The following is a 26,249-nucleotide window of genomic DNA, read 5'->3' as shown; positions in this document are numbered from 1 at the left end:
AGGTATACTTGAGGTAAGGAACGGTGTCAAAGAACAGAAAGGATGGGGTCTATAAATGACGAACATAGACGAAAACATCAAGGCTTCGCTACGGATAGCGAATGCCAATCGGATGGTGGCGTTACCGGATGGCAGCATCATGCCGCAAATGGGGCAAGGAACATGGTACTTAGGTGAGGATCCTGCAAAAAGGCAAGAGGAAATAGAAGCTTTGCGTTTAGGTGTGGAATTGGGAATGACGTTGATCGATACAGCCGAAATGTACGGGGACGGGAAGTCGGAACGCTTGGTTGGGGAAGCGATCAAAGGCATCCGTGACCAAGTCTATCTTGTTTCCAAAGTGTACCCGCATCGAGCGAGCCGAAACGAGATTTTGGCTGCTTGTGCCGAAAGTTTGCGCAGATTGGATACGGACCACTTGGATCTCTATTTGCTGCATTGGCGAGGAAATGTGCCATTGTCGCAAACGATAGCCGGAATGGAGCAGTTGAAGGCGGAAGGAAAGATCGGCAGATGGGGCGTTTCCAACTTCGACATCCATGATATGCAGGATCTTTTGTCGATGGAACACGGGAACCAGTGTCAAGTGAATCAAGTTTTGTATCATTTGGGCTCACGTGGGATAGAGTTCGATTTGCTGAAATGGCAACGGGAGCACAACATTCCGACCATGGCCTACTCGCCATTGGCTCAGGGAGGCAGGTTGCGCGAGCAATTGCTGGAGAGTGAAGAAGTGCAGAGCATCGCAAAAAAACACGGTGTCGAAGCACTCCAGATCATTTTGGCATGGTGCCTCATCCATCCAGATGTTGTAGCGATACCGCGATCTTCCAACCCTGACCATACGTATCTCAATGCTCAGGCGGCAACAATCCGTCTGGATGATGAAGATCTGAAACGATTGGATGCACGGTTCCCGGCGCCCACTTTCAAAACGGCGTTAGATATCATTTGAGGATGAAACAAATCGTTTCTTTTCTGAAACGAAAATCATTGTGGCAAACCTGTAATCAGAATGTAAGGGGATTCTCCGGAAGTGTCAGAGTTGTGCTAAAATGAACTCATGAGAGCGAAAAGCCCTCTCACGGAAGGTTGGAATGAAAGCCTTTCCTAACGGGTTGTGCGGAACTATAGCCGCTTTTTTAAGGAATGCATTGTCACGACAGAATTTTTGAGCCGGAAAGCAAAGAGAAACCAAAAATAGGAGGAAGCATGCATGTCGAAAGAAGCTTTGAAGATTGTTACGATTGGTGGAGGTTCCAGTTATACACCGGAATTGATTGAAGGATACATTTTAAGAAAAGATGAATTGCCTATCAAAGAAATTTGGTTGGTGGATATAGAAGCAGGCAAGGAAAAACTGGAAATCGTTGGCGCAATGGCGAAACGCCAAGTCGAGGCGGCTGGATTGGACTGGGAAGTCCACCTGACATTGGATCGTTTCAATGCATTGAAAGATGCGGATTTCGTTACGACGCAATTCCGTGTAGGTTTATTGAATGCTCGTATCAAAGATGAGCGCATTCCATTGTCCCATGGTGTTTTGGGTCAAGAAACCAATGGTGCAGGCGGAATGTTCAAAGCTTTCCGTACGATTCCGATCATCGGCCAGATCATTGCGGATATGAAAGTGCAATGTCCGGATGCCTGGTTGATCAACTTTACGAACCCTGCAGGTATGGTGACTGAAGCAGCCATCAAACATTTCGGTTGGAAGAAAACAATCGGCCTATGCAATGTTCCGATCGGACACCGCAAAGTCGCAGCAGAAAAATTAGCGATTCCTGAAGATGAATTACTGTTCAAATTTGCCGGAATCAACCACTTCCACTGGCACCGTGTCTGGGATGACAAGGGGGCGGAGCGCACAGATGAAGTGATCGATATGGTTTACGGACCGCAAAAAACCGAAGATGAGAACCATCTGAAAAATATCCACAGTGCGCAATTCCACTACGAGCAACTGAAGGACTTAGGATTGCTTCCTTGCGGATACCATCGTTATTACTATATCGAAGATGAAATGTTGAAGCATTCTATTGAAGAATTCGAAAAAGGCGAAACGCGTGCGCAAGTCGTCAAGGCAACGGAAACACGCTTGTTCGAACTTTACAAAGATCCTGCTTTGAACTACAAACCGGAAGAATTATCGCAACGCGGCGGTACGCACTATAGTGATGCTGCCTGTGAAGTGATTGCGTCGATCCAAAACGACAAACGTACGGACATGGTTGTATCGACAGCCAACAACGGTACGATTCAAGACTTACCTTATGATTGCGTCGTAGAAGTTTCCGCCTTGATCACAGCCCATGGAGCAGAACCATACAACTGGGGTGAAATGCCTTCCGCGGCCCGTGGCTTATTGCAAGGCATGAAAGCGATGGAAGAAACAGTCATCCGCGCGGCCATCACAGGCAGCTATGGTGCTGCATTGCAGGCCTTCACAATCAACCCACTTGTGCCGGGCGGTACAACAGCCAAGACGTTATTGGATGAATTGTTGTATGCACACAAAGAGCACTTGCCGCAATTCGCAGAGAAAATCGCTGAAATCGAAGCAAATCAACCGGAAACAGTTGCTTATGTCGATGAATTGATGAAATCAAACTAATTAAATGAGCGTGAAAAAGAGTGGCTGCCCTGTAAAAAAAAGGCAGCCACTTTTTTTGCGCGCAACTCCGGTGAACGCAGGCATCACCGGAGTTCGCCCAATATTTTGTCTTGTGTTCTTCGATGAGGAATGCTTCGCCGGAGTTGGGACGAATCATCGTCTATGTCCTCCGGCGAGTGATGCCTGTCCGGAGGTGCCTCTGAATTTTCCTTTCCTCCCGCGAATCATCACACTCTCTTATCAAACGTGTTCTGATTCGCAGGGAATTCCGCCTAAGTTGACTACCACACACGGACAAAAAACGTCCGTTTTGTGTTAGTCCTCTTAGTGCTCGTCCCCTCCCGCGAATCATCACACTCTTATTAAACGTGTTCTGAATCCCAGAAATCTCCGCCTAAGCTGCGATTACGTCACGGGCAAAAAGCGCCCGTTCTCGTAATTGCCTCTTAGTGCTCGATTTCTAGAGCGGGATTCATCACACTCTTTTTAATCTTCAAGCACCATGATGCCGATTCCCAACAATCCGGGCCCGGTGTGGACACCTAATACTGGCGAGATTTGACCTTCAGCGTATATTTTGGCCCCAGCAACCAAGTCCTTCAGCTGGTCTTTCATAACGAGCATCTCTTCGTAGGCATCCCCATGGCAGATCGAAAGGTAGTAATTTTTGTGCTGACCCAGTTTTTCGCGGGTCATATCAATCAGTTTCTGGATGCTTTGTTTGCGGCCACGCACTTTTGCGACCGTGTCGTAGATGCCGTCTTCGTTGCAGGAGATGATCGGTTTGATGTTCAAGGCGCTTCCCAGGATTCCAGAAACTTTACCGATGCGGCCGCCCTTCATCAGATACTCCAAGGTGCCGACGCCGAAGAGGATAGTGGACTGTTTCACGGCTGCTTGTGTTTTCGAAACGACTTCCTCGAACGGAAGTCCCGCTTCGATCTGTTCGGCAGCGTAAAGTGCCACAAATCCTGATGCGATGGCGATATTCAGCGTGTCGATGACGACAATCTGCATGTCTTCGATATCGTCCGCCAATAATCTGATGGCTTGGCAGGTGCCGCTCAAACCGCTGGAAATGGCTGATACAATCACTTGATCGAAACCGTCCGCTTTGATTTTTGCGAAAGTGTCGGCAATCGTTTCCGGCAAAGGCAAGCTTGTCTTTGGAATTTCTTCCTGGAATCTTTCGTAGACTTGCTCCGGTGTGATGTCGACCCGATCGCGATAGCTCGCGTCTTTATAATTGATCATCAACGGTAAGATGTAGATGTGGTATTTGTCGAGCAACTCCTGTGGAATATCGTTGCAGGAATCGGCCAAGACGGCAATGGAATTAGATTTCATCATTTGTATTCTCTCCTTTTTGGGATGCGTGACTGACGCCATCGACCAATATGATTTTTTGTGTCAACAATTTCGAAGCAAGCGACAACGTGATCATCTTCAAAGCGATGTTTTCGCTGTGGATGTCCTCCAAGGTATAGGTGAAATGCTCTTTTTTATCAAGGTCGCGGAAAAGCATCCGGAAGGCGTATTCCAATTCCTGGCAGAAAGTGTCGAAGGCGATCTGGAATCCGCGGATGGAGACTTGCAGCTCCAGTCCTTTTTTCACCTCCGACAAAGGCAACACCTGCTTGAGCAAGGTGATGACGATCAGTTGAGCAATGTGCGTTTTGTAATATTTCTTTCTCTCGGGTTTATCGATCAGCTGCAGTTTTACGTAATTATTGATCATAGCCGGCGTGATGATGCGTTCTTCCTGGGTGGCATTCAGGAAACTTAATTGCTTTTCGATGATGGCGATCACTTGATCGCTGTAGAGGCCAAAATCAGGTAATTCGTCAAATCGGATGAATGTCAAGTTGAGCAGCTGTTGCTGATGGTCTTCCAATTCTGGTTTAAGTTTCACGGGACAACCTGCTTTCTGGACTGGGAAATTCAATCTAGTTTTCGACACTAGATGTAATGTTTTTCGTTACTAGATAAATGTACCAGTATTTGGCGGGAAATTCAATCTTGAAACTTCAGTGATAATTTAAATGGATTGCTTAAAGGAGCAGTCCTTTTTATGAAAAGGATTGCATTTTGGTGTATTAAGGGTATAATACACTCAAACGTAACTATATAGGAGGTTGGAGTGTGAAAAAGAAAAAGTGGCTTTGGATGGGCATTATCTCAGTTGTAGCAGTGTTAGGGGTAATCTTTTTGCCGAATTATTTAGGGAAACCAGCAGAGGATGAACCGATAGTGGAAGAGGATCCGTATGGCATTGAATATTATACAGTGCCCGCGATAGAACAAATTTTTGTGAACGGTGTCGTTACGCCTGAACAATCTCAGGAGTTCTATCAAGAAGAAAACTTAGGTACAAGAGGGGATCTCCAAGTAGAAAATGGGCAAGTGGTGGAGGCGGGGACCTTACTGTACAGCTATACAAATGAAACAGTGCAGAAAGAAGTTACGCAATTGTATAACGAAGCTGCGCGGCTTGAGACGAACCGGGCGAATACAGCCTACAAACAGCAACTTGCCATTGATCGCTTCTATGAAATGCAGGAAGAAGAACGGGCTCAAACATTGGATGAATTGATAATGGACTTCAATTTATATGACTTGGATGCGCAAATCAAGGAAATATACAACAATATCTTATCGTTGGAAGAGTCCGTCTATACAGAAGTGACCGCACCATTCACCGGTAAAGTGGTTATTCCGGAAGAAAAGAAAGCGGATGTGCCTGTACTGGCATTAATTTCGGAAAACTTTTATGTTGCGGGAACAGTGAATGAAAAAGATTTGGAAAAAGTAACGATTGGCCAAGTAGCTGATATCACGGTCGTTTCCAGTAATTTCACCACGGTAGGGAAAGTGTCTTTTGTCGATACAACACCTGCCAACACAGTATCGGATCCGTACACTCAGGGATCCTCTATGTCGAGTTATCCTGTGAAATTGAGTTTTGATTCTTTAGAGCGTATCGTGAACGGTTATCATGTGCAAGCAACCATCAACTTAGAAGAAAATCAAGTTGTTGTTCCCAAAGCAGCCATCCGCACAGACGGCGATGTGACATATGTCTTGGTAAATGATTTCGGTACTGTCACACGACGCGTGATCCAAACGACTGAAGAGACAGCAGCAGGTATCGTGGTAACAAGCGGATTAGAAGCACAAGACGAAATTATTGTTTCTTCTGAAGCGGATGTTCAAGAAGGTGATCTTTTAGATCCTACTTCGATGGAAGTGGACCTGGAGGAGGAATAAGATGGAGGCGACAAAACGCAGGTCACTGATTCAGATGAAAGATGTGACCAAAAAGTTTGGGAAAGGCGAGTTAGAAACGGTGGTATTGAAAGAGGTTAATTTGACTATTCATGAAGGCGACTTCTTGATGATTGTCGGTAAATCTGGAAGTGGAAAAACAACTTTGATGAATATGATTGGCTTTTTGGACCGCTTAACAACGGGTACCTATTCATTTTTGGGTGAAGACGTATCCCTGTTGAATGAAAATAAAAAATCCAGTATACGCAACAAACATTTCGGTTTCATTTTCCAACAGTTTTTCTTGATTGATTCTTTGAATGTCGCCCAAAATGTCGAGCTCCCATTGATTTATGCTGGCGAAGTGAACAAGAAAGACCGGTTGGAAGCTGCTGAGAAGTATTTAAGTTTAGTCGGTATTCCTGAAAAGATAAAAGCCAAAACCAAAGAACTTTCCGGTGGACAACAACAACGCGTCGCAATCGCAAGAGCCCTCATCAATGAACCGCTTCTCATTATGGCGGACGAGCCAACCGGAGCGCTCGATTCCGACACCGGAATTGGGGTGATGAGCCTGCTGCGAGAATTAAATAAGCAAGGGAAAACAATCATTATGGTAACGCATGACGAAGATTTATTGCAGTATGCAACGCGAATTATTCGGATGCATGATGGGAGTTTCGTGGAAGAAGGTGCCGTAAGATGATTCGTAATATCTTGCTCAGTACAATGTTGAGTCTCCGGGCACACAAGCTTCGCGTTTTTTTAACCATGGTAGGGATTATCATCGGAATTGCTTCGGTCGTGACCATTGCTGCACTGGGTGAAGGCGTGAAACAACAAAGTATGGAATTGGCGAATACGACGGAAGCGAATGTTGTGACTGTGAAACACACAATCGCAATGAGTGATAACAGTGGAATGGGTTATGTGGAAGATGATTTTTCTTTTTCAAAAGCGGATATGCGACGGATTTCCCGGTTGGATGGCGTTCAGTCGGTTGTACCCGATTATGGTTCAAATGGTATGGCGATGGACTCGATTGACGTCAATTTGGATTATTTTGGAGCGCAAGCATATACGATGATGGTGCCGAATAAAAGCGAAAACCATATTTTGTATGGACGCGATTTTCAGCCTTCAGATGTAAACCGAGACATGATTATCTTATCTCACGATATATTGGATTACGGTATCGTGGTCGAAGATCCCGAATCGCTGATTGGTCAAGCTGTCAGTATCAATGGATTCATGTATGAGATTATTGGAATCAAGGAGCCCTACAACTGGGAGGACAGTAATCTCCTAAATACGGGTTATACATGGGAAGACGCTTATACGAGTGTCATTCCTCAAGCAGCTTACAATACTTTAACGCGCTCTAAGCCGATTAAATCATTGAAAGTGAAAGTGGCAGAAGGAATGGATAATGAAAGGGTCACAATGACCGTCTTGGAAAATCTGGTGGAAGCTTATCCAGAAGATGAGGGGGTCTTTGAACAAGATCGCTCCAATGAACAGATGATGGAAGAGGTCAACAGTTACATCAATGGAATCATGATGTTCTTGCTGGCCATTACAGCCATATCCCTATTTGTCGGTGGAATCGGTGTTATGAATATCATGTATGTATCTGTAACAGAACGGAGACGCGAAATTGGTATTCGTCGTGCAATCGGGGCTAAACCGAGAATGATTCTGTTGCAATTCTTATTGGAGGCAGCCTTTATTACGTTTCTTGGTGGGATTATCGGTTTGTTTTTAGGATATGGGATTGCGAGTTTAGTTGGTATGCTTTTGCAAATGCCGGTATTCTTAACGCCGACCATCATGATTCTATCCACTTCTGTATCAATCGGAACAGGACTTTTATTTGGGATTATTCCAGCTCTGAGCGCTTCAAGAATGGATCCGATCAAAGCGATTTACCAGTAAGCAAATAAGCAACCAAGCGAATCCAACCGCTTGGCTGCTTATTTTTTTCTATAATTCCGTTTCTACTACCGCTGTACCGAAATAGCGGGCGACTTCATGGGAAGCATGGGCATCGGAACCCATCTCATAGGAGAGGCCGATTTTTATCGCGTAAGCCATCATTTCTTTGTCCGGGTACGTTTTTCCGTAGTCCGGCTTGTCGATTCCGGCAAAGTTGTAATCAAGCGTGTATCCGTTCTCCTTCACCTTATCCAACAGCAACTTCCAGTCGATGGGGTCGCTGACGCTGTAGGCCTTTTGGAACTTGTGTATCAAGTTGATGTGGCCGATTTTTTTCGGGGTCAATTCTCCGTACGGGGATGCCAAGGCTTTTTTGACCGCTGCTTCGTAAAGTGTGTAAAGTGTTTCGTAGCCTATTTCTGCGCCTTTTTGCGTGAACGATTCGCGGTCCAAGTCGATACAGAAGTACTCTTCCGGAGCGAGCTGCACGAAATGCACGCTCAGGATCGAGTGAGGGACTGTCTCGGGATATTTTTCCAGAAAGGCACGTGTTTCCGGTTCCTTTCCTTCGAGGTAGTCCAACTCAAAACCGGCGTGGATTTCGATGATGCCTTGATACTTCTTGGCAAGTGTACGGACTTCGGCCAAGTAGGCATCGACATCCTCAGGTCGCATCGAACTGTCTTTGTCCGGAAGCGGATCTGCCATCGGTAAGGGAGCGTGTTCCGTGAATGTGAGGGACTCGAGGCCGGCCTCGATGGCAACCTTCACATAATTTTCCATTGCATCGGATGAACCGTGCAGGCAATAGGGGGTATGGACGTGTCTGTCGCTGAGCATATTTTATACAGCTTCCTTTCATCATAAAGTATCATCATTTTAGGATACATTATAGCAGCGTTCTATGGTATGATAACATCAACATCTAATGGTATTCTAACGATATTCTAAGGATAACAGACGACCTATCAAAAAGAAATGGGAGTGAGACAGTTTGGACGAAATGATGACCAATGAATCGTTGTTAGCGAAGAAACAGAGAGAGATGGGGTTTCTCCATCATTTCCACCACTTAGGGTACGATCTGATCGACCTGGGAGTCGTAGAGAAATTTGAGTGGACACAACTGTCTCATGATGACTTGCACCTGATGCTGAACCGGCACAAATGGCAAAGCGGCGATAAACTGTTCGCCTTGCGCAGTGACTGGACGAATGCCATCGTGAGATACCGCAAGCAATACCATTTACGCGCCGATAAAATAGCCTACTCCGGTCCGGTCTATTCGCTGCTCAAAGAGCGCCACCAATTGGGTGTGGAAACATTTACCGACTCGATTCCGAAGCAAATCGAGGTTCTGGGCGATATGATCACCTTCATGGAGAAGGAATTGGAACTTTCCTTATCGGTTGCGGTAGTCAGCCATAATAAATTACTGAAAAAAATCCTGAGCCCGCGGGAGTTGGAAGATGCTTCTGTCCGCAAGTTCATCTGCGAAAGAAACCAGGATGCCTTGAAGCATCGTTTGGGTGCGGACCATCCGCTGATCGGTCTGATGGACCAAGCGCCTACCGAACAGGCCGGCTATCTGAAGGAACACTATCCTGAACTGACGGGACATTTGAATGAATTGGCGGAATGGGAAGCGACGCTGAAGAGCAAGAACGTAGATTACGTCTACGCGGATATGCTGGCGTTGCCGAACCAATCCTATTACAAGGGAATCTTTATTCAACTGTACGGAGAAAACCAAACGGAACCTGTAGCGTCGGGCGGTCAATACACAAGCTCTTCCAAAGCATTCGGAATGGCCATCAACAATTAACGGAGGGAAAAAATGATTACTATCGCGCTATCAAAAGGCAGACAGCTTAAGGATTTCATCCAATATTTGGATGAAATCAACCTGACGGAATGGTCGACAGCATTGAAGTCCGTTTCTCGGGAATTGGTCATTCAGACAAAGGACACCCGCTTCATTTTGGTTAAAGGAGAAGATGTGCCCGTATATGTGGAGGAAGGGATCGCGGATCTGGGCATCACCGGAAGCGATATTCTGATCGAGCAGAACTGCAACATCAACAATCTGATGGATTTGCCATTCGGCTATTGCCATTTCGCCATCGCCAGCAAAGAGAAGAAGGACGTTTATCCAGTAGTTGCAACAAAGTACGTGAACTTCACCAGACAATATTTTGATTCCATCAAGCAACCCGTGAAGATCATCAAGCTGAATGGGTCCGTAGAATTGGCCGCGACCATCGATATGGCGGATGCCATCATGGATATCGTCCAATCCGGCAAAACCCTGCATGATAATGGCTTGAGCGAGCAGGTCCGACTTGACGACATCAACGCACGCCTGATTTCGAATAAGCATGCTTTTTTTTCCAAATATGATGAAATCCAGACTATAATCAATCAATTGAAGGTGACGAATAATGTACACAACTAAAACGTTCAAGGAAGTATACAAAACAAAAAATACAATCGACTTTTCGAAGACGCAGGCTGTCATGGAAATCATCCAGACGGTTCAGGAAAAAGGCGACGCTGCGCTGTTCGAATACGCAAAACGTTTCGATGGGGCGGACATCACGGAATTGGAAGTGCCGCAGAGCGTCATCAAGGAAGCTTATGACAGCTTGGATGCGGTCTTGCGCGCTGCTTTGGAGGAGGCCCGCGACAACATCACGGTCTACCAGGAAAGCATCAAATGGCAACAGTCTCCGGCAGGGGAACTGTACCAGAAGATCCATCCGCTGAACAAAGTCGGCATCTATGTGCCGGGCGGTAAAGCGAGCTATCCTTCCACAGTTCTGATGACTGCCGTTTTGGCCAATGTAGCCGGCGTAAAGGAAACGATCGTCGTGACCCCACCGCAAAAGACCGCCATCAACCAAGCAACTTTGGCCGCTTGCTATATCTGCGGCGTGACCCACGTTTATCAAGTGGGCGGCGCCCAAGCCGTGGCTGCCTTGGCTTACGGTACGGAAACCATTCCGCGCGTCGACAAAATCGTCGGACCCGGGAACCAATATGTCGCCTTGGCCAAAAAATTGGTCTACGGAGATGTCGGCATCGATTCGATCGCCGGACCATCCGAAATCGTTGTAGTCGTTGATGAAACGGCGAACAACGAATGGGTTGCCATCGACCTGCTGGCGCAAGCCGAGCACGATGAATTGGCCCGCACTTTCCTTGTCTGCGACAACGAAGAAAAATTGGCCGCCATTGAAGCCGAACTGCTTGTCCAAAAAGCGAAACAAAGCCGCATCGAGGTCATCGAGGAGAGTTTGAAGCACAATCACTTCCCGATTTTGACGAGCGGTAAAGAAGAGAACATCGAAGTCGTGAATCTGATTGCAGGCGAGCACGTCTCGATCCAGACAAAAGACGCAGAAGATTACATTGATGCCATCGAAACAGCCGGAGCGATCTTCATCGGCGAATATTCGCCTGAAGCGATCGGGGATTATGTTGCCGGACCAAGCCACGTGCTGCCTACCGGAGGGAATTCCCGCTTTGCGAACGGCTTGTCCGTAAATGACTTCCTGCGCCCGAACTCTGTTTTGAACCTGAAGAAAGAAACGTTCCAAAAAATGGCCCCGGCCGGGATGCTGATTGCGACTGAAGAGTCACTGCAAGCCCACCACGATTCCCTGGCTGTCAGAATGGGGGACGAGAAATGATCCGCATCAACAAAAATGAAAGTCCGATCCGGGCGCTGACAAATGAAGAAATTGCCGAAATAGCTGTATCGACACGCTTCCAGGAGTATACGGACGATGCCATCGACCGCCTGACGGAAGCGTACGCCGCTTTCCACGGAGAAGATCCAGCCCTGATCGCTTTTGCCAACGGATCGGATGAGTGGATCCAGAAGTGCACAATCCTTTTGGGGGACGGGCCGATCCTGATGCTGGAGCCGGATTTCGTGATGTACGAAGAGTATGCCGCGCAATTCCAGCGCGAAATCATCAAAGTGCCGTGCCGAGCGGATTATTCCTTTGACTATGACCAAGTGTACGCTGTCATCGAGAAGGAAAAGCCTTCCTATTTCATCGTTTCGCAACCGAACAACCCGTTGGGCGGGCTGCACCCTGCAGCTTTCATTCAAAAAACGGCAGATCTGCTGGCTGACTCCGGCGGCTATCTGATTTTGGACGAGGCTTACATGGATTTCGTGGACAATCCACCGGCGCGTCCGGTCGGTGACCACGTCATCCTTTTGCGTACCTTGTCAAAAATCTACGGCTTGGCCGGCCTGCGCATCGGCATCGCCAGTTCGACGGAAAAAACGATGCAGTTGTTGAACTCCATCGCGCATCCGTATCCGCTCAATACTTTATCTTTGAGCATAGCGGCCTACTTACTGGAGCATCCGGAACGTTTGCGGGCCTTCATGGCTGATCAGCGCCGGCTTTCCGCCAAACTGAAGAAAATCTTCAATGAAGGTGTAGCGGATATTCTTTCCGTGCTGCCGAGCGAGACGAATTTCGTCTTCACTTACGGTGAATTGGCGCCGTCTTTGGGCCAATGGATCATCGACCACGGCTATCAGCCGCGGACTTATGAAAAATCAGGCATCCCGTGTATCGAAACGGCTGTGCGTTACTCGATCGCCACGGATGAACAGTTGGATGCCTTAGGCGAAATCATCAGAGAATGGAGAGAACAGCTGTGAGCGTATCAAAAGAGCGCATTACCAAAGAAACGAAAATCGCCATCACCTTGAAACGAGGCTTAGAACCATCCGTCATCAACACAGGTGTGGGCTTCTTGAACCATATGTTGGATCTGTTCGCTTTCCATGGCCACTTCGTTTTGGATGTGCAGGTGGACGGCGACACAGATGTGGACGATCACCACACAACCGAGGATGTCGGGATCGTATTGGGCCAGCTATTGGCTGAACTGGGTCAGGACAAAGGGGCGATCAACCGCTACGGGAGTGCCTATGTGCCGATGGATGAAACCTTGGCCCGTTCCGTCATCGACATCAGTGGCCGTCCTTATCTGAGCTTCAATGCCTCGTTTTCAAAAGAAAAAGTCGGCAGCTTTGATGTGGAATTGGTTGAAGAATTTTTCCATGGATTGGTCATCAATGCCCGTTACACGGCACATATCGACTTGATCCGCGGCGGCAATACGCACCATGAAATCGAAGCCATCTTCAAAGCTTTTGCGCAGAGCCTGCGCATCGCGATGGCCGATTCCGACGTGCAGCGCTTGCCTTCCTCAAAAGGAGTGATCGAATGATAGCAATCGTTGATTATGGTTTGGGGAACATCGCGAACCTGACGAACGCCATCCGTTTTCTGGGCTATGAAACGATCTTGACGCATGAAGAAGCAGAATTACGCAAGGCGGATGTCATCGTCCTGCCGGGTGTGGGACATTTCAAGGATGCCATCGAGCGGATCGATGCAATCGGTTTGCGGGAACTGCTGACTGAGTTGGAGCAGACAAAGCCGTTCATCGGCATCTGTCTCGGGATGCAACTCCTGTTTGAGCATAGCGAAGAGGGCGATGTCGATGGGTTGGGCTTTTTGCCGGGCGAAGTGAAATACATCGTCAGCGACTTGCCGGTTCCGCATTTGGGCTGGAACAATCTGCATTCAAGCCATCCAGGTTTGGATAAGGATGTCTATTTCATCCATTCCTACAAGGTAGTGACCGACGAAAATGTTGTGGCAACAGCGGATTATGGTCAGGAAATCGTGGCGATCGTCCAGAAGAATAACGTCATCGGCATCCAGTTCCACCCGGAGAAAAGTGGGGATTACGGTCTGGAAATTTTGAACCAAGCTTTGCAAGGAGGATGGAAATAAATGATAGAGATTTGGCCGGCAATCGACTTGATCGACAACAAGAGTGTCCGTCTGACCGAAGGGGACTACGGCACGAAAGAAGAAATGCAGCGCACGCCTCAGGAAGCCATTGCTTTTTATGCGCAATTTGAGCAAGTGAAACGCATCCATATCGTGGATTTGATGGGCGCTTTGAACCAAAAACCGGAAGAGACGCCGTTCATCGAGCAACTTTTGCAACAGAGCGCATTGCCTGTCGAAATCGGCGGGGGCATCCGTTCCGAAGAAACCATCCAGCACTATTTCGAAAAAGGCGCCAGCTATGTGATCGTCGGGACGAAAGGGCTGCAGGATCTGCCATGGCTGGCTGAGATGACGGCGAAATACCCCGGCAAGATCTACCTGGGGCTGGATGCTAAAGGCGAACTGGTCGCCGTGAACGGCTGGACCGAAACAGGCCGCCAGACCATCTATGATGTCGTGGAAGCGACGAATCCGATGGCCTTGGGCGGCATCATCTATACGGATATCTCGAAAGACGGCAAGATGGCCGGACCGAACTTTGAGTTGACGGGCAAGCTTGTCGAGCTCTCGACCCATCCCATCACCGCATCCGGCGGCGTCCGCAACATCGAAGACATCAAAAAATTGGAAGCTTTGGGTGTGGCGGCAGCGATCGTCGGCAAAGCGGCCAATACAGATGCTTTCTGGGAGGGCTTGGCATGATAAAGAAACGGATCATTCCCTGCTTGGATGTGAAGGACGGCACCGTCGTAAAAGGGATCCAATTCAAGGGATTGCGCGAAATCGGCGATCCGGTCGAACTGGCGAAGCGCTACAATGCTTTGGGTGCGGATGAACTGGTCTTTTTGGACATCTCCGCAACCGAAACCGGGCACAACTTGATGATCGATGTCATCCGCAAAACGGCGCAACAGCTGTTCATCCCGATGACGATCGGCGGCGGCATCAAGTCGACGGACGACATTTCCCGCTTGCTGAACGCTGGAGCGGATAAAGTCAGCCTGAACTCATCGGCTTTAGCGAATCCGCAACTGATCAAAGAAGCCAGCGACAAGTTCGGCAGCCAATGCATCTGCATCGCTGTCGATGCGAAATGGGAAGCCGACAAAGAGGAATGGTATTGCTATACCCACGGCGGCAAAAAACGGACCGACATCAAAACGTTGGACTGGGTGCAGCAAGTGGAAGCACTAGGAGCCGGCGAATTGCTGGTCACCAGTATGGATTATGACGGCATGAAGCAAGGCTTCGATCACCGTTTACTGAATAAAATCCAAGCTTTGGTCTCGATCCCGGTCATCGCTTCCGGAGGCGGCGGCAATGCCCAGCATTTCGCCGACTTATTCAAGGAAACGGATGTATCGGCCGGATTGGCAGCTTCCATCTTCCATGATGAAGAAGTGTCGATCGCCGAAGTGAAAGAATGCTGCACGGAGAATGGAGTGGATATGCGCAATGTCTAAATACGATGCACTAGTGCCTGACTTTACGAAAGGGTTATTGACTGTCGTTCTTCAGCACTTTACGAACAAAAATGTTTTGATGGTCGGCTTCATGAATGAAGAGGCCTTCGAATTGACGAAACGGGACGAGGTTGTCTGGTTCTTTTCCCGAAGCAAGGACAGACTCTGGAAAAAGGGCGAGTCCAGTGAGCATTACCAGTTCGTCAAGGACATGTACCTGGACTGCGACCAGGATGCGTTGCTGATCATGGTCGATCCGGCCGGACCGACTTGCCACCGCAATACGGAGAGTTGTTTCGATGTCCCGGTTGCTTTTGGTCTGGATGACCTGGAAGAGACCATCCGCCAACGCGCTGTCGGACACGATGAAAAGTCCTATACAAACTATCTGCTGGACAAAGGTACAGATAAAATCGCCAAGAAATTCGGCGAAGAAGCCTTCGAAGTCGTCATCGGCGCGAAAAACCACGACAAAGAAGAAGTCGCCAGCGAAACGGCAGACCTGCTATATCACCTCGGCGTACTCCTGTACGACCAAGGCGTCGACGTAGCCGATGTGACCAAAGTCCTCATCGAACGCCACCAAAAGAAAAACAACTTCAAAGGCGAACGAAAAAATGTAGAAGAATACTAGGATACGATGAATCCCGTTTAGAAATCGAGCACTAAGAGGACAAACGCAAAGCGGACGTTTTTGTCCGCGTGTGGTTGTCAACTTAGGCGGAGAGTTCTGGGATTCAGAGTTCAACTACTAAAGTGTGTGATGAATCCTAAGCTCAGAGTTTGAGCACTAACGAGGTTCAGGACCAAACAGCCCGTTTTTGGCTGAGTGGGCATGAACAGCGTTAGGCACTCAAACGTCACAGTGCGACGTTTGAGGTCTTTCGCCTATTAAGTACTGAGACTGTTGATGCATTTTTTACTAAGGATTCAGAACCGTTCTAGGATATGATGAATCCTAAATTCTGTTTTATCCGATAACCGGAGCTATCCCTTGACTGAAGGGGCCGTTTCGGTTATTTTTTGTCTTGAAGAGATAATATTTCTATATCAAACATAAATGGGGCGATGACGATGAATGTTTTGGCTGTTGAACTGTCTATGCGGCTTTTTGATTCCAATTCTCTGAAGGATAAGCGTAGCGTTGTGAAAAGCATCCTTGCCAAGATGCATCAACGGTACAATGTCAGCATTGCGGAAGTATCGGCACAAGATATGCTGAACCAGGCCGTCATCGGGTTGGCGGTTGTCAACAGTTCGCGGGTCCTCTGCCAAAAAATCGTGGATAAAATCATTGAGGAAATCGAATCGAACTATCCTGTGGAAATCTACCAAATCAACGAAATCGAATGAGAAAAGTAAATAGGGGCTGTATCAGAACCAGCGTAGCACTCTCTGGATCTGATGCAGCCCTTTTTGTTGCTATTAGCACTCTGGTTGTCCGATTCAATCGGATTACCGGACAACTTTCGCTCTAGTTATGGCTGCTGCCTGCAGAATAGGCCGTCTACGTATGAGACAGCCCGTTGATCCGTTTATTTGAAGACTTTAAGGAGCTCGTAGCGGAAAGAAATATATGTGTAATTTTGACGATTGTACATCTCGCGCGCCGTATCCGCTGCATCAGCCACTAAAAGGACGGTCTTCCCGTCGGCATGATCCATCACGAATTGCTGCAGAGCCGTTCCAATCCCTTTACCCCGGGAATCTACAGCAACGTGAAAGTTATCGATTTCAATACTTTCCTCTTTCAGATAAAGGTCGATGGAACCGACCGCTTCATCGGAGCGCAGGGCCGCGATGGGACGGAAAGCTGGGTTGTCGAATTTAGCTTGGGTGTAGGGCTGCTTTTGTTTTGCGAATTCCTCGCTGACTTCCTTGTCTGCCCGTGCGGACAAAGCCAGATAGGCGCTGCGGTTGTCGGCGTTCACCCATTCCACTTTGACATCGGAAGGTGTTTCATCAATCCGCGTCGGCTCAAAGGTTCCGGGAAGGGCCGCGTACAGTTCCAATACATCGAGGCTGAAGTCGTTCGAACCCAGATAGGAAATGATCGGCTGCGGAATTTCGCAATCTTCGGGCCAAATGAATTTTATGAAATCCTGGTTATCTTTTTGATGCGCTGATTTCAAATAGGCTTCCGCCTCGATGAATTCAGCGAAGGTTGGCACGCGATGGAAAATCACGTAATTTTCGATATACATAAAAAGGGCCGTTTCATTGTGATAGTGAGTGTACAGAGAGGTTTCTTTGACTACTGACTTGCTATGTTCGATATCCTTGAAAGAAAAGGTCATTTTTGGACTCCTTAAAAAAGAAAAATTGATGCACGCTTCAAGATATGATAGCATAGGAAAGGAATTTGTCACAATAAGCTGAAACAACATATGCGGTGGAAAGCGCTTGGGATAACTGACTAAAAAGCAGCATCTTCTGCGAATTTCATTTTTATAAAGGTTCATAGGCTTATGTTTTGTAAATAGATAGGAGATATAAATGAGAGATTATCAAAAATTGTACGAAAACATAAAGGCTTTTCATAAATTGAAGCCTTGGGAAAAAATGAAAGACACGGATGTTGTCGGCATCAAATATTCCGATCGCAAGGAGCCTGTATTCTTTGCTTTGGATGGTTTGGACGAGGACAGCATCGGATTGAGCGTATTTCGGGATGTTTCGGAATACATCCTCTATTTGGATTTGCTGGAGTCGGAGTTCACGGATGCAGACGGTGTCGGGGAATATACCGAAAAGCTGAAAAACATCAGACTGGAATTTGTCGACCGAAGCAAACTGGAAGAAATCGATTATAACCGTATCCGCACAACGGATGTCAAATTCCGCGGAAAAAAAGCTTGGCCGGAGCTGCTGGATTTCACGCCGGGACTTGTTCCGTGGTCGGCTACCGAAGAGGACATCACTCTTTTCGAACGCGTGCTGGAGAGCTTTTTGGAAATGTTCCCTATCTACAGCAAACTGGACTTTGACAAGTCCTTTGCGGCAGATGACGTTCCGACGCGCTACTATTACCAAGCCGGTACAAAAGACAGTGTCTGGAAATTGAAAGAAGAGCATATTCTGGCGTTCTTGACCGGCGGTGAATTGACGAAAGGTCCGTATGATCTGATGCTTTCTCAGTTTGAAATCCGTCGTTTGATGATGGAGAAGAAAACCTTCTTAAGAAATACCTTCGAAATAGACTTATTTTATTTGCCGCAACCAATCACCTTCAAAGAAGGGGAACGGCCGCGCTTTGTGAAGATGATGGCCATCGCGGATAAAAAATCGGGAGAAGTACTGCTGGCGACTGTCCTGGCGTCCGATAAATCGCGCGATATCCAATTTGAACTGTACAAATATCTATTTGAAGCGAAAGTCTTCCCTGCAAAAATCGAAATGCGCGGGGACAGCGTGTTGGAAACTTACGAGATGTTGGTTCCCTTGCTGGATGAGTTGGACATCGCACACGCTGAAAAGAGCAGATTACGGAAAATCGAGGCTTTCCGAAAAAGCTTATCGGAAGATATCTTCTGAGAAATAGTTTATTTTTCTGAAAATAACAGCACAAGAAACAAAACAATTTTTGAGTTGCATAAAATTGTTTTGTTTTTTTTTTTTTCAAAATAAATGGTAAAATAGTTAATAAGAAAAGAAAACGAACTCATGCACGCCTCAGAGCTTATTTTGTTCCGGATAAAGGGGTTTTTACGTGTTTAATCAAGAAAATGTGAAATTACTGACGAATACAGAATTAAAGGTATACGAGTACATCGTGCAGCGTACCCAAAAAGTGATCCGTATGAGCGTTCGCGAGATAGCTTCCGAGACTCATGTGTCGCCGGCAACGGTTACGCGGACCATCAGCAAGCTAGGGTTTGAAAATATCTGGGAGTGCAAGTTGCATCTGAAGGAAATGGACAACCGCAAACACAATAAGAAGGTATTCGATACCTCGGAGATCGTTGAGGAGTTTTTCAGCCGTTCCATGCAATCGGAATACGAAGAAAAAATACAGGATGCAGTCAAAATGATAGCCAATTCCGACGTTGCCCTCTTTTTTGGCATAGGAACTTCTGGCCTGATCGCTGCATACGCATCCCGGCAATTTTCGAATCTAGGTCAAAGTACTTTCCATATCCAAGATCCATATTATCCATTTCATTTGATCAGCAGGCAATATACAAATACAGTGGCAATCATTTGCTCCGTCTCTGGAGAAACAGAAATCATGTTAAGGAAAACTGGAGATCTGAAGAGTTTAGGAAGCAAAATCATAAGCATCACGAATTCCTCTACCAATTCTTTGGCTAGGCAGTCAGATATAAACCTGGCCTATCATTTGACACCTGAATACGTCGACGAAGAAGTAAACGTGACTTCGCAGTTACCGGCCGTTTTTTTGATTGAAACACTGGCAAGACGCAATTATAATTACATGCAACAAATGCTTAACAACAAGCTTTAGCAGATTTTTCGTTTGAAACAAATCGTTTCTTTTATGAAACAACATTCCAAAAGCTGGTCATTGTTCCTTTACGAGATGAAACTGTTTACATTTCGTTCACAAACCCTATAATAAGCTTATATTGAAAAACAGAAAGCGCATCCGCAACTGTAAAACCGCTCTTTTTAACGAAAGAGCATTTGTTTTCCAAGTGGATGTAACCGCTTAAAATATGTGGGCTTGCCCATTGTAAAGCGATTGGAAGGGATGAGAGCATGTATCATAAGAAATTGAAGCCGTTTAAAGAAGGTTTTTTATGGGGATCCGCAACTAGTGCCTATCAAGTTGAAGGCGCTTGGGACGAAGATGGTAAAGGCCCATCGGTTCAGGATGTGAAGGAAATCGTTCCCGATACTTCCGATTTTAAGGTAGCCACTGACCATTACCACCACATGCAGGAAGATATTGCTTTGTTGGCAGAGATGGGCTTCAAAACCTATCGTTTCTCGATTTCATGGTCACGGGTCATTCCTGACGGGGATGGAGAAGTCAATCCGAAAGGCCTTCAGTTCTACAGCGATTTGGTTGATGAATGTCTAAAATACGGTATCGAGCCTCTAGTGACGGTCTACCACTTTGACTTGCCGCAAGGACTTGCTGAAAAAGGTGGCTGGGAAAACCGCGCCACAATCGATGCTTTTGTCCGCTACTGCGATGTCCTCTTCGATAACTTAGGAGACCGCGTCAAATTATGGCTGACGATCAATGAACAGAACATGATGATCCTGCACGGCGCTGCAGTCGGTACAGGTGAAAGCACTCTGAAATCCTTGTACCAACAAAACCACCACATGCTTGTTGCACAGGCGATGGTGATGAACAATTGCCACGAAAAATTGCCGGATGTGAAAATCGGACCGGCACCGAACATTTCGGCGGTCTATCCGAAATCGAACAACCCGGCGGACGTCCAAGCAGCCGATCTGTATACCGCAATCCGTAACTGGCTTTATCTTGATATCGCCGTGTATGGTGTATACAATCACCAAGTGTGGGCTTACCTGGAAGAAAATGAGGCATTGCCTGATATGGAGCCGGGTGACTTGGAGATACTGAAATCCGCGGAATGCGACTTCATCGCCTTCAATTACTACAACAGCTCGACTGTTCAAGCCTATCCGGCCGGAACGGAACGCGCAACAGGCAAAAAAGATCAGCAGTTATCAGATAGCCAAGAAGGATTCTTTGCAGGATCCGACAATGAGCATCTTCCTTATACAGAATTCGGTTGGCAGATCGACCCTACTGGATTCCGCACGACGATTAACCAAATTTACTCTCGTTATCGCAAACCCCTGATCGTTACTGAAAACGGTTTAGGCGGTATTGATAAGCTGGAAGATGGGAAGGTCCATGATCATTATCGGATCGACTATCTCCGCAACCATATCGAACAGATGAACCTGGCTGTTACGGATGGAGCAGATGTGTTCGGCTACTGCACCTGGAGTGCAATCGACCTCATCAGTACCCACCAAGGGTTCCGCAAGCGCTATGGCTTTGTTTACGTCAACCGGGAAGACTTCGATCTGAAAGATCTGAAGAGATACCGGAAAGATAGTTTCTATTGGTACAAAGGAGTGATCGCGTCAAACGGGGAGAAACTGGAAGGTTAGATGTAGAAAGCAAGGAAAGTTTTTCGCTCCAACCGTTGTTGATAAAGAACAGCGGCAAATGAAGGCGAAAGACGAAGGCCCATTGTTCTGAGACTGACTGGCAGAATCCGGACAAGCAATCATATCAATTTATTTTACTGTTTTCGGAGACGGCACGCTGTCTTCACAAGTGTTCCTAACAGAGGAGGATTTTATTATGGATAAATTCTTAGATACATTACAAGAAAAATTAGGACCAATTGCTTATAAATTAAACGAAAACCGTTACCTTTCAGCAATCAAGAGTGGGTTCTTCGGAGCAATGTCCCTACTGATCATCGGATCGATTTTCCTGTTGTTCGCTAACTTGCCGATTCCTGGTTACGCCGACTTCATGGCAGGTATCTTCGGTGCCAACTGGACAGAATTCTTCATGGTTCCTTATAACATGACAATGAACATCATGACATTATTCGTTATGATCGGGATTTCCCAAGATTTGTCAAAACACTATGACTTGGATGATCTGGCAGGAATCATCTACGGTATCGTAGGATTCCTTATCTTGACTCCAACACTATTGAGCGCAGACGATGCATCAGGAATCCCAATGGGTAACTTGAGCGCAAGCGGATTGTTCCTTGGTATGATGAGTGCTGTATTCGCAGTTGAAATCATCCGTTGGGTATTGGCTCGCGGCTGGAAATTAACCATGCCTGATTCGGTCCCATCAAACGTTGCTAAATCATTTGACGCTTTGATCCCAGGATTATTCGTCATCCTGATCTTCAACATCCTGCGTATGGTATTCGCTTTGACACCATACGAAACAGCGCAAGCGTTCATCTTCGAAATCATCCAAGCACCACTGACTAGTTTAGGCGCAACATTGCCTGCAACTGTCTTGGTACTGATTTTGGAAACACTTTTGTTCTCATTCGGTCTTCACGGTCCAAACATCTTGGGCGCTGTAATGCAACCAATCTGGTTGACTCTGACTGCAGAAAATGCAGATGCTTACGCTGCAGGTGCTGAATTGCCGAACATCGTCAACTACCAATTCTATGCAAACTTCATTAAAATCGGTGGTGCCGGTTCAACATTAGGTTTGGCATTGCTTTGCTTGTTCGTAGCTAGATCGACTCAATTCAAAACACTCGGAAGATTAGCGATTGGACCTGGATTGTTCAACATCAATGAGCCTTTGATCTTCGGTATGCCAATCGTATTGAACCCAATCTTGATGATTCCGTTCATTTTGACTCCGGTAATCTTGGCTATTCTTACTTACTTTGTGATGAGCATCGGTCTGGTTCCACTTACGAACGGGGTAAACATTCCTTGGACAACTCCTCCAGTATTCTCTGGTTTCTTGATCAGCGGATGGAGAGGTGCTGTATGGCAAATCATCGAAACAGTCATCAGTGCTGCAGTCTTCTACCCATTCTTCAAAATAGAAGACAACAAAGCATATAGTGTTGAAATCGGTGAAGTTGAAGCTGATGCTTCAGGAAACGTAGTAGCATAATCATATAACGTCAAAATGAGCCCCTTTCATAGGGGCTCAAATTAGATATAAGGATGGGGAAATCTTATGGCAGACAAAACAATCATGTTAGTATGTGCAGCTGGAATGAGCACCAGCTTACTAGTATCAAAAATGCAAAAAGCGGCGGTGGCACAAGGATTGGACGCTGATATTTTCGCAGTATCCGCTTCAGAAGCAGACGCACATTTGGCTAAGAAAAAAATCGACGTTCTGATGTTGGGACCTCAAGTCAAATACATGAAGAAACAATTCGAAGATAAAGTTGCCGGCACGGACACAAAAATGGATATCATCAACATGCAGGACTATGGCATGATGAACGGCGAAAAAGTATTGAAAACAGCTCTTACTTTAATGGGCGAATAAACAAACAACACTGAAGGAGTTACCAACATGGCAGAACCAAAAAACCTGGATGTCATCATGCAATTGATCATGCATGGGGGCGATGCAAAAGGAAATGCGATTGAAGCGATCGAAGCGGCAAAAGCAGGAGACTTTGCATTGGCGAACGAAAAAATCACAGAATCGGAAAAAGCATTGGTGGAAGCCCATCATGCGCAGACCGGCCTGTTGACACAAGAAGCATCTGGAGATGCAGTGGAACTGTCATTATTGATGGTCCATGGACAAGATCATTTGATGACGTCCATCGCATTCAAAGACTTGGCGAAAGAAATCGTCGAAATCTATGAGAAAATCGCAAAATAATCACTAGACACCAAACATAGATGGACCATGAACCTCTCATAGGATTGATGGTCCATTTTGCATTTTGAACATAAAAACTAAACAGAAAGTGGGTTATACTATGCAGCACAAGAAAATGAAAGATTTTCCGGAAGATTTCCTATGGGGTTCTGCCTCGGCCGCCTATCAAGTCGAGGGAGCTTGGGATGAAGATGGAAAAGGTGCATCTGTCTGGGACACCTTTGTCAGGATTCCCGGCAAGACATTTAAAGGAACGAACGGGGATGTAGCAGTTGATCACTACCATCGTTTCAAAGAAGATGTTGCATTGATGGCTGAACAGGGGCTGAAGGCTTATCGTTTTTCGATTGCTTGGAGCCGTATCTTCCCTCACAACATGAATGAAACGAACGAAAAAGGTCTGCAGTTCTATGATGATCTAATTGATGAGTTGCTGGCGAATCAAATCGAACCGGTTGTCACTTTGTATCATTGGGATATCCCACAATATCTGCAGGATGAGTATCTAGGCTGGGAATCGCGCCAGATCATCGAAGACTTTACCACCTACGCAGAAGCCGTGTTCCGCAGATACGGCGATCGGGTAAAATATTGGGTATCCTTGAACGAACAAAATATTTTCATTTCCCATGGCTACATGATGGCGACCCATCCCCCGGCAGTCAAGGATCCGAAACGGATGTACCAAGCCAATCATCATGCGAACGTAGCGAATGCGGCAGCCATCAACAAATATCGGTCGCTTGGTATGGATGGGCAAATCGGGCCGAGTTTCGCTTACTCACCAGGCTATCCTATTGACGCACGCCCAGAAAACATTCTGGCAGCGGAGAACTTCGACGAAATGAACGCCTATTTTTGGATGGACGTCTATGCAAAAGGAGAATACCCTACCGCCATCTGGAATTGGTTGGAAGAAAACGATCTGCAGCCTGAGATCCGACCGGAAGATTTCAAGATACTGAAAGCAGGGAAACCTGATTTCATGGGCGTGAATTACTATCAGACATCAACGGTTGCCGCGAATCCATTGGATGGCGTCGGCATCGGCACACCGAATTATTCCGGCGAAAAGGGGAGTACCAAAAGAGGCGGAATTCCAGGCGTTTTCAAAGAAGTACTGAATCCATTCGTTGAAAAGACCAATTGGGATTGGGTTATCGATCCGCTGGGCCTTCGCATCGCCTTACGTCGGATAAACAGTCGATACGGACTGCCGATACTGATAACCGAAAACGGACTGGGTGAATACGACAAGCTTGAAGAGGGACAGATTCATGACCAGTACCGGATCGATTATCTGAACGACCATGCCAAAGCAGTCCAGGAAGCCATCACAGATGGCGTGAAAGTGCTCGGATATTGCACTTGGAGTTATACCGACCTTTTAAGTTGGCTGAACGGGTATCAAAAGCGTTATGGGTTTGTTTATGTGGACCGAGATGAAGAAAGTCCGAAAGAGTTGAAACGATACAAAAAGGCCAGTTATTACTGGTACAAAGAGGTCATAGAACAAAACGGCAAGAATCTGAAGTAGTGTCCTCTCTCCACGAAACCCGAAAGAAAGCGGTGTGGTGAAAACGTTTGAAAGTTTATGAAAGTGTTTTCGACAAACGCTATCATGTGTGTTATAATAATCGCATAGTAAATTATTTTATGGATGGAGAGAATGAATATGGCAGACAAAACAATCATGTTAGTATGTGCAGCTGGAATGAGCACCAGCTTACTAGTATCAAAAATGCAAAAAGCGGCGGCAGCGCAAGGATTGGATGCTGAAATTTTCGCAGTATCCGCTTCAGAAGCAGACGCACATTTGGCCAAGAAAAAAATCGATGTCCTGATGCTGGGACCGCAAGTTAAATACATGAAAAAACAATTCGAAGATAAAGTTGCCGGAACGGACACAAAAATGGATGTCATCAACATGCAGGACTACGGCATGATGAACGGCGAAAAAGTATTGAAAACAGCTCTAACGTTAATGGGTGAATAAACAAAACAACACTGAAGGAGTCTATAACATGGCAGAACCAAAGAACCTGGATGTCATCATGCAGTTGATCATGCATGGAGGCGATGCAAAAGGAAATGCGATTGAAGCGATCGAAGCGGCAAAAGCAGGAGATTTTGCATTAGCGAACGAAAAAATCGGCGAATCGGAAAAAGCATTGGTGGAAGCCCATCATGCGCAGACCGGTCTGTTGACACAAGAAGCATCTGGAGATGCAGTGGAACTGTCGTTATTGATGGTCCATGGACAAGATCATTTGATGACGTCCATCGCATTCAAAGACTTGGCAAAAGAAATCGTCGAAATCTATGAGAAAATCAGTAAATAATAAAATAGATGCATGCGGATATCCGGCGAAAACCGGATATCCGCTTTTTTATTATTCTTTTTTGGGAGAGTGCATATAATGAAGGAACTCATAAATAGTGTCATTTATTCGAGGCTTTGGATTTTTATCTTCTAGAAAATGTTGACAATGAGAGGTGTCGGGTGGTAGTATTTAGAAGTTGTCCACGAGAGAAAATAAAACAATTGAAAATAATTGTTGACATGCAATCGTGATGGTGATAAGATATAAAAGTTGCTGCTTCGAGCGACCTTCAATAAATCTTTTTGAAAAATATTTCAAAAAATACTTGACGGATAAACGAGGCCGTGATAACATGAATAAGCAATCACGTAATACGTGATGCGCGATTGACCTTTGAAAACTGAACAAAGAATGAACGAACCAAATGTGCAGGGAGCTTAGACTTCGGTC

28 protein-coding genes are annotated in these 26,249 nt (G+C 46.4%); 24 read left to right on the top strand and 4 right to left on the bottom strand.

Features of this window, described 5'->3' with window-relative positions:
* Positions 1 to 55 precede the first annotated feature (55 nt).
* Both BMZ71_RS07950 and BMZ71_RS07945 read left to right on the top strand, forming a co-directional pair.
* Positions 56 to 955 carry an aldo/keto reductase gene (locus BMZ71_RS07950; protein ID WP_086989283.1) on the top strand — a complete coding sequence of 300 codons (900 nt, stop codon included), beginning with the start codon at positions 56 to 58 and terminating at the stop codon, positions 953 to 955.
* 261 nt (positions 956 to 1,216) lie between these two features.
* Entirely contained in the window at positions 1,217 to 2,614 is a 1,398-nt protein-coding gene (locus tag BMZ71_RS07945) for a 6-phospho-beta-glucosidase (RefSeq protein ID WP_068561618.1), read from the top strand.
* A gap of 486 nt (positions 2,615 to 3,100) precedes the next feature.
* Here the strand turns inward: BMZ71_RS07945 and BMZ71_RS07940 are convergent, their stop codons facing one another.
* A complete protein-coding gene (locus tag BMZ71_RS07940; RefSeq protein ID WP_086989299.1) occupies positions 3,101 to 3,961 on the bottom strand; it encodes a DegV family protein in 861 nt (286 codons plus the stop codon).
* On the bottom strand, positions 3,951 to 4,526 hold the full coding sequence (locus BMZ71_RS07935; RefSeq protein ID WP_177187542.1) for a DUF1836 domain-containing protein: 576 nt from the start codon (positions 4,524 to 4,526) through the stop codon (positions 3,951 to 3,953). The genes BMZ71_RS07940 and BMZ71_RS07935 overlap by 11 nt, the downstream gene beginning before the upstream one ends.
* A 230-nt stretch (positions 4,527 to 4,756) precedes the next feature.
* On the opposite strand from BMZ71_RS07935, the gene BMZ71_RS07930 reads away from it, so the two are divergent.
* From BMZ71_RS07930 to BMZ71_RS07920, 3 genes are read left to right on the top strand one after another with little or no spacing between them, the layout of a single operon-like run.
* Positions 4,757 to 5,881 (top strand): efflux RND transporter periplasmic adaptor subunit, encoded by a 1,125-nt coding sequence (locus BMZ71_RS07930; protein ID WP_086989281.1) that lies wholly within the window; start codon positions 4,757 to 4,759, stop codon positions 5,879 to 5,881.
* Position 5,882: 1 nt separating this feature from the next.
* Positions 5,883 to 6,587, top strand: a complete 705-nt coding sequence (locus BMZ71_RS07925) for an ABC transporter ATP-binding protein (protein ID WP_086989280.1) — start codon at positions 5,883 to 5,885, stop codon at positions 6,585 to 6,587.
* A complete protein-coding gene (locus BMZ71_RS07920) occupies positions 6,584 to 7,816 on the top strand; it encodes an ABC transporter permease (protein WP_068561614.1) in 1,233 nt (410 codons plus the stop codon). Before BMZ71_RS07925 ends, BMZ71_RS07920 begins: the two co-directional genes overlap by 4 nt.
* A gap of 48 nt (positions 7,817 to 7,864) precedes the next feature.
* Here the strand turns inward: BMZ71_RS07920 and hisJ are convergent, their stop codons facing one another.
* A complete protein-coding gene (hisJ, locus tag BMZ71_RS07915) occupies positions 7,865 to 8,656 on the bottom strand; it encodes a histidinol-phosphatase HisJ (protein ID WP_086989279.1) in 792 nt (263 codons plus the stop codon).
* A gap of 163 nt (positions 8,657 to 8,819) precedes the next feature.
* Here hisJ and BMZ71_RS07910 point away from each other — a divergent pair, with 163 nt between their 5' ends.
* The 10 genes from BMZ71_RS07910 (at position 8,820) to BMZ71_RS07865 (ending at position 16,469) form a co-directional block, all read left to right on the top strand.
* The gene (locus tag BMZ71_RS07910; RefSeq protein ID WP_232309350.1) at positions 8,820 to 9,641 is read left to right on the top strand and encodes an ATP phosphoribosyltransferase regulatory subunit; all 822 of its coding nucleotides are present in this window, start codon (positions 8,820 to 8,822) and stop codon (positions 9,639 to 9,641) included.
* A gap of 12 nt (positions 9,642 to 9,653) precedes the next feature.
* Positions 9,654 to 10,271, top strand: a complete 618-nt coding sequence (gene hisG / locus BMZ71_RS07905) for an ATP phosphoribosyltransferase (protein WP_086989278.1) — start codon at positions 9,654 to 9,656, stop codon at positions 10,269 to 10,271.
* Positions 10,258 to 11,508, top strand: a complete 1,251-nt coding sequence (gene hisD, locus BMZ71_RS07900; protein WP_086989277.1) for a histidinol dehydrogenase — start codon at positions 10,258 to 10,260, stop codon at positions 11,506 to 11,508. The genes hisG and hisD overlap by 14 nt, the downstream gene beginning before the upstream one ends.
* On the top strand, positions 11,505 to 12,503 hold the full coding sequence (locus BMZ71_RS07895; RefSeq protein ID WP_086989276.1) for a pyridoxal phosphate-dependent aminotransferase: 999 nt from the start codon (positions 11,505 to 11,507) through the stop codon (positions 12,501 to 12,503). Before hisD ends, BMZ71_RS07895 begins: the two co-directional genes overlap by 4 nt.
* Complete coding sequence (gene hisB / locus BMZ71_RS07890; protein WP_086989275.1) at positions 12,500 to 13,078, top strand: imidazoleglycerol-phosphate dehydratase HisB; 579 nt, start codon at positions 12,500 to 12,502, stop codon at positions 13,076 to 13,078. The genes BMZ71_RS07895 and hisB overlap by 4 nt, the downstream gene beginning before the upstream one ends.
* Complete coding sequence (gene hisH, locus BMZ71_RS07885) at positions 13,075 to 13,650, top strand: imidazole glycerol phosphate synthase subunit HisH (RefSeq protein WP_086989274.1); 576 nt, start codon at positions 13,075 to 13,077, stop codon at positions 13,648 to 13,650. Before hisB ends, hisH begins: the two co-directional genes overlap by 4 nt.
* The gene (gene hisA, locus BMZ71_RS07880; RefSeq protein ID WP_086989273.1) at positions 13,651 to 14,355 is read left to right on the top strand and encodes a 1-(5-phosphoribosyl)-5-((5-phosphoribosylamino)methylideneamino)imidazole-4-carboxamide isomerase; all 705 of its coding nucleotides are present in this window, start codon (positions 13,651 to 13,653) and stop codon (positions 14,353 to 14,355) included.
* The gene (gene hisF, locus BMZ71_RS07875) at positions 14,352 to 15,116 is read left to right on the top strand and encodes an imidazole glycerol phosphate synthase subunit HisF (RefSeq protein ID WP_086629785.1); all 765 of its coding nucleotides are present in this window, start codon (positions 14,352 to 14,354) and stop codon (positions 15,114 to 15,116) included. Before hisA ends, hisF begins: the two co-directional genes overlap by 4 nt.
* Positions 15,109 to 15,750, top strand: coding sequence for a bifunctional phosphoribosyl-AMP cyclohydrolase/phosphoribosyl-ATP diphosphatase HisIE (hisIE, locus tag BMZ71_RS07870; RefSeq protein ID WP_086989272.1), 642 nt, complete (start codon positions 15,109 to 15,111; stop codon positions 15,748 to 15,750). The genes hisF and hisIE overlap by 8 nt, the downstream gene beginning before the upstream one ends.
* A gap of 434 nt (positions 15,751 to 16,184) precedes the next feature.
* Positions 16,185 to 16,469, top strand: a complete 285-nt coding sequence (locus tag BMZ71_RS07865; RefSeq protein WP_232309344.1) for a DUF503 domain-containing protein — start codon at positions 16,185 to 16,187, stop codon at positions 16,467 to 16,469.
* Between the two features lie 182 nt (positions 16,470 to 16,651).
* Here the strand turns inward: BMZ71_RS07865 and BMZ71_RS07860 are convergent, their stop codons facing one another.
* Positions 16,652 to 17,413, bottom strand: coding sequence for a GNAT family N-acetyltransferase (locus BMZ71_RS07860; RefSeq protein WP_177187541.1), 762 nt, complete (start codon positions 17,411 to 17,413; stop codon positions 16,652 to 16,654).
* A 199-nt stretch (positions 17,414 to 17,612) separates the two neighbouring features.
* On the opposite strand from BMZ71_RS07860, the gene BMZ71_RS07855 reads away from it, so the two are divergent.
* The 9 genes from BMZ71_RS07855 (at position 17,613) to BMZ71_RS07815 (ending at position 25,817) form a co-directional block, all read left to right on the top strand.
* Entirely contained in the window at positions 17,613 to 18,650 is a 1,038-nt protein-coding gene (locus BMZ71_RS07855; RefSeq protein WP_086989270.1) for a DUF7309 domain-containing protein, read from the top strand.
* 175 nt (positions 18,651 to 18,825) lie between these two features.
* Complete coding sequence (locus tag BMZ71_RS07850) at positions 18,826 to 19,581, top strand: MurR/RpiR family transcriptional regulator (protein ID WP_068561600.1); 756 nt, start codon at positions 18,826 to 18,828, stop codon at positions 19,579 to 19,581.
* Between the two features lie 254 nt (positions 19,582 to 19,835).
* Entirely contained in the window at positions 19,836 to 21,236 is a 1,401-nt protein-coding gene (locus tag BMZ71_RS07845; RefSeq protein WP_086989269.1) for a glycoside hydrolase family 1 protein, read from the top strand.
* Between the two features lie 196 nt (positions 21,237 to 21,432).
* Positions 21,433 to 22,743, top strand: a complete 1,311-nt coding sequence (locus BMZ71_RS07840) for a PTS sugar transporter subunit IIC (protein ID WP_086989268.1) — start codon at positions 21,433 to 21,435, stop codon at positions 22,741 to 22,743.
* Between the two features lie 66 nt (positions 22,744 to 22,809).
* The gene (locus tag BMZ71_RS07835; RefSeq protein ID WP_086989267.1) at positions 22,810 to 23,130 is read left to right on the top strand and encodes a PTS sugar transporter subunit IIB; all 321 of its coding nucleotides are present in this window, start codon (positions 22,810 to 22,812) and stop codon (positions 23,128 to 23,130) included.
* 27 nt (positions 23,131 to 23,157) lie between these two features.
* On the top strand, positions 23,158 to 23,475 hold the full coding sequence (locus BMZ71_RS07830; protein ID WP_068621897.1) for a PTS lactose/cellobiose transporter subunit IIA: 318 nt from the start codon (positions 23,158 to 23,160) through the stop codon (positions 23,473 to 23,475).
* A 100-nt stretch (positions 23,476 to 23,575) separates the two neighbouring features.
* Entirely contained in the window at positions 23,576 to 25,012 is a 1,437-nt protein-coding gene (locus BMZ71_RS07825) for a glycoside hydrolase family 1 protein (protein WP_086989266.1), read from the top strand.
* A gap of 138 nt (positions 25,013 to 25,150) precedes the next feature.
* On the top strand, positions 25,151 to 25,471 hold the full coding sequence (locus BMZ71_RS07820; RefSeq protein ID WP_068561594.1) for a PTS sugar transporter subunit IIB: 321 nt from the start codon (positions 25,151 to 25,153) through the stop codon (positions 25,469 to 25,471).
* A gap of 28 nt (positions 25,472 to 25,499) precedes the next feature.
* Complete coding sequence (locus BMZ71_RS07815; RefSeq protein ID WP_068561593.1) at positions 25,500 to 25,817, top strand: PTS lactose/cellobiose transporter subunit IIA; 318 nt, start codon at positions 25,500 to 25,502, stop codon at positions 25,815 to 25,817.
* Positions 25,818 to 26,249: the final 432 nt, after the last annotated feature.

This window comes from Trichococcus flocculiformis (assembly GCF_900113645.1).
Classification (GTDB): Bacteria; Bacillota; Bacilli; order Lactobacillales; family Aerococcaceae; genus Trichococcus; species Trichococcus flocculiformis.
The sequence above is the reverse complement of the archived record's forward strand: the minus strand, read 5'-3'. Positions and strand labels throughout refer to the sequence as shown.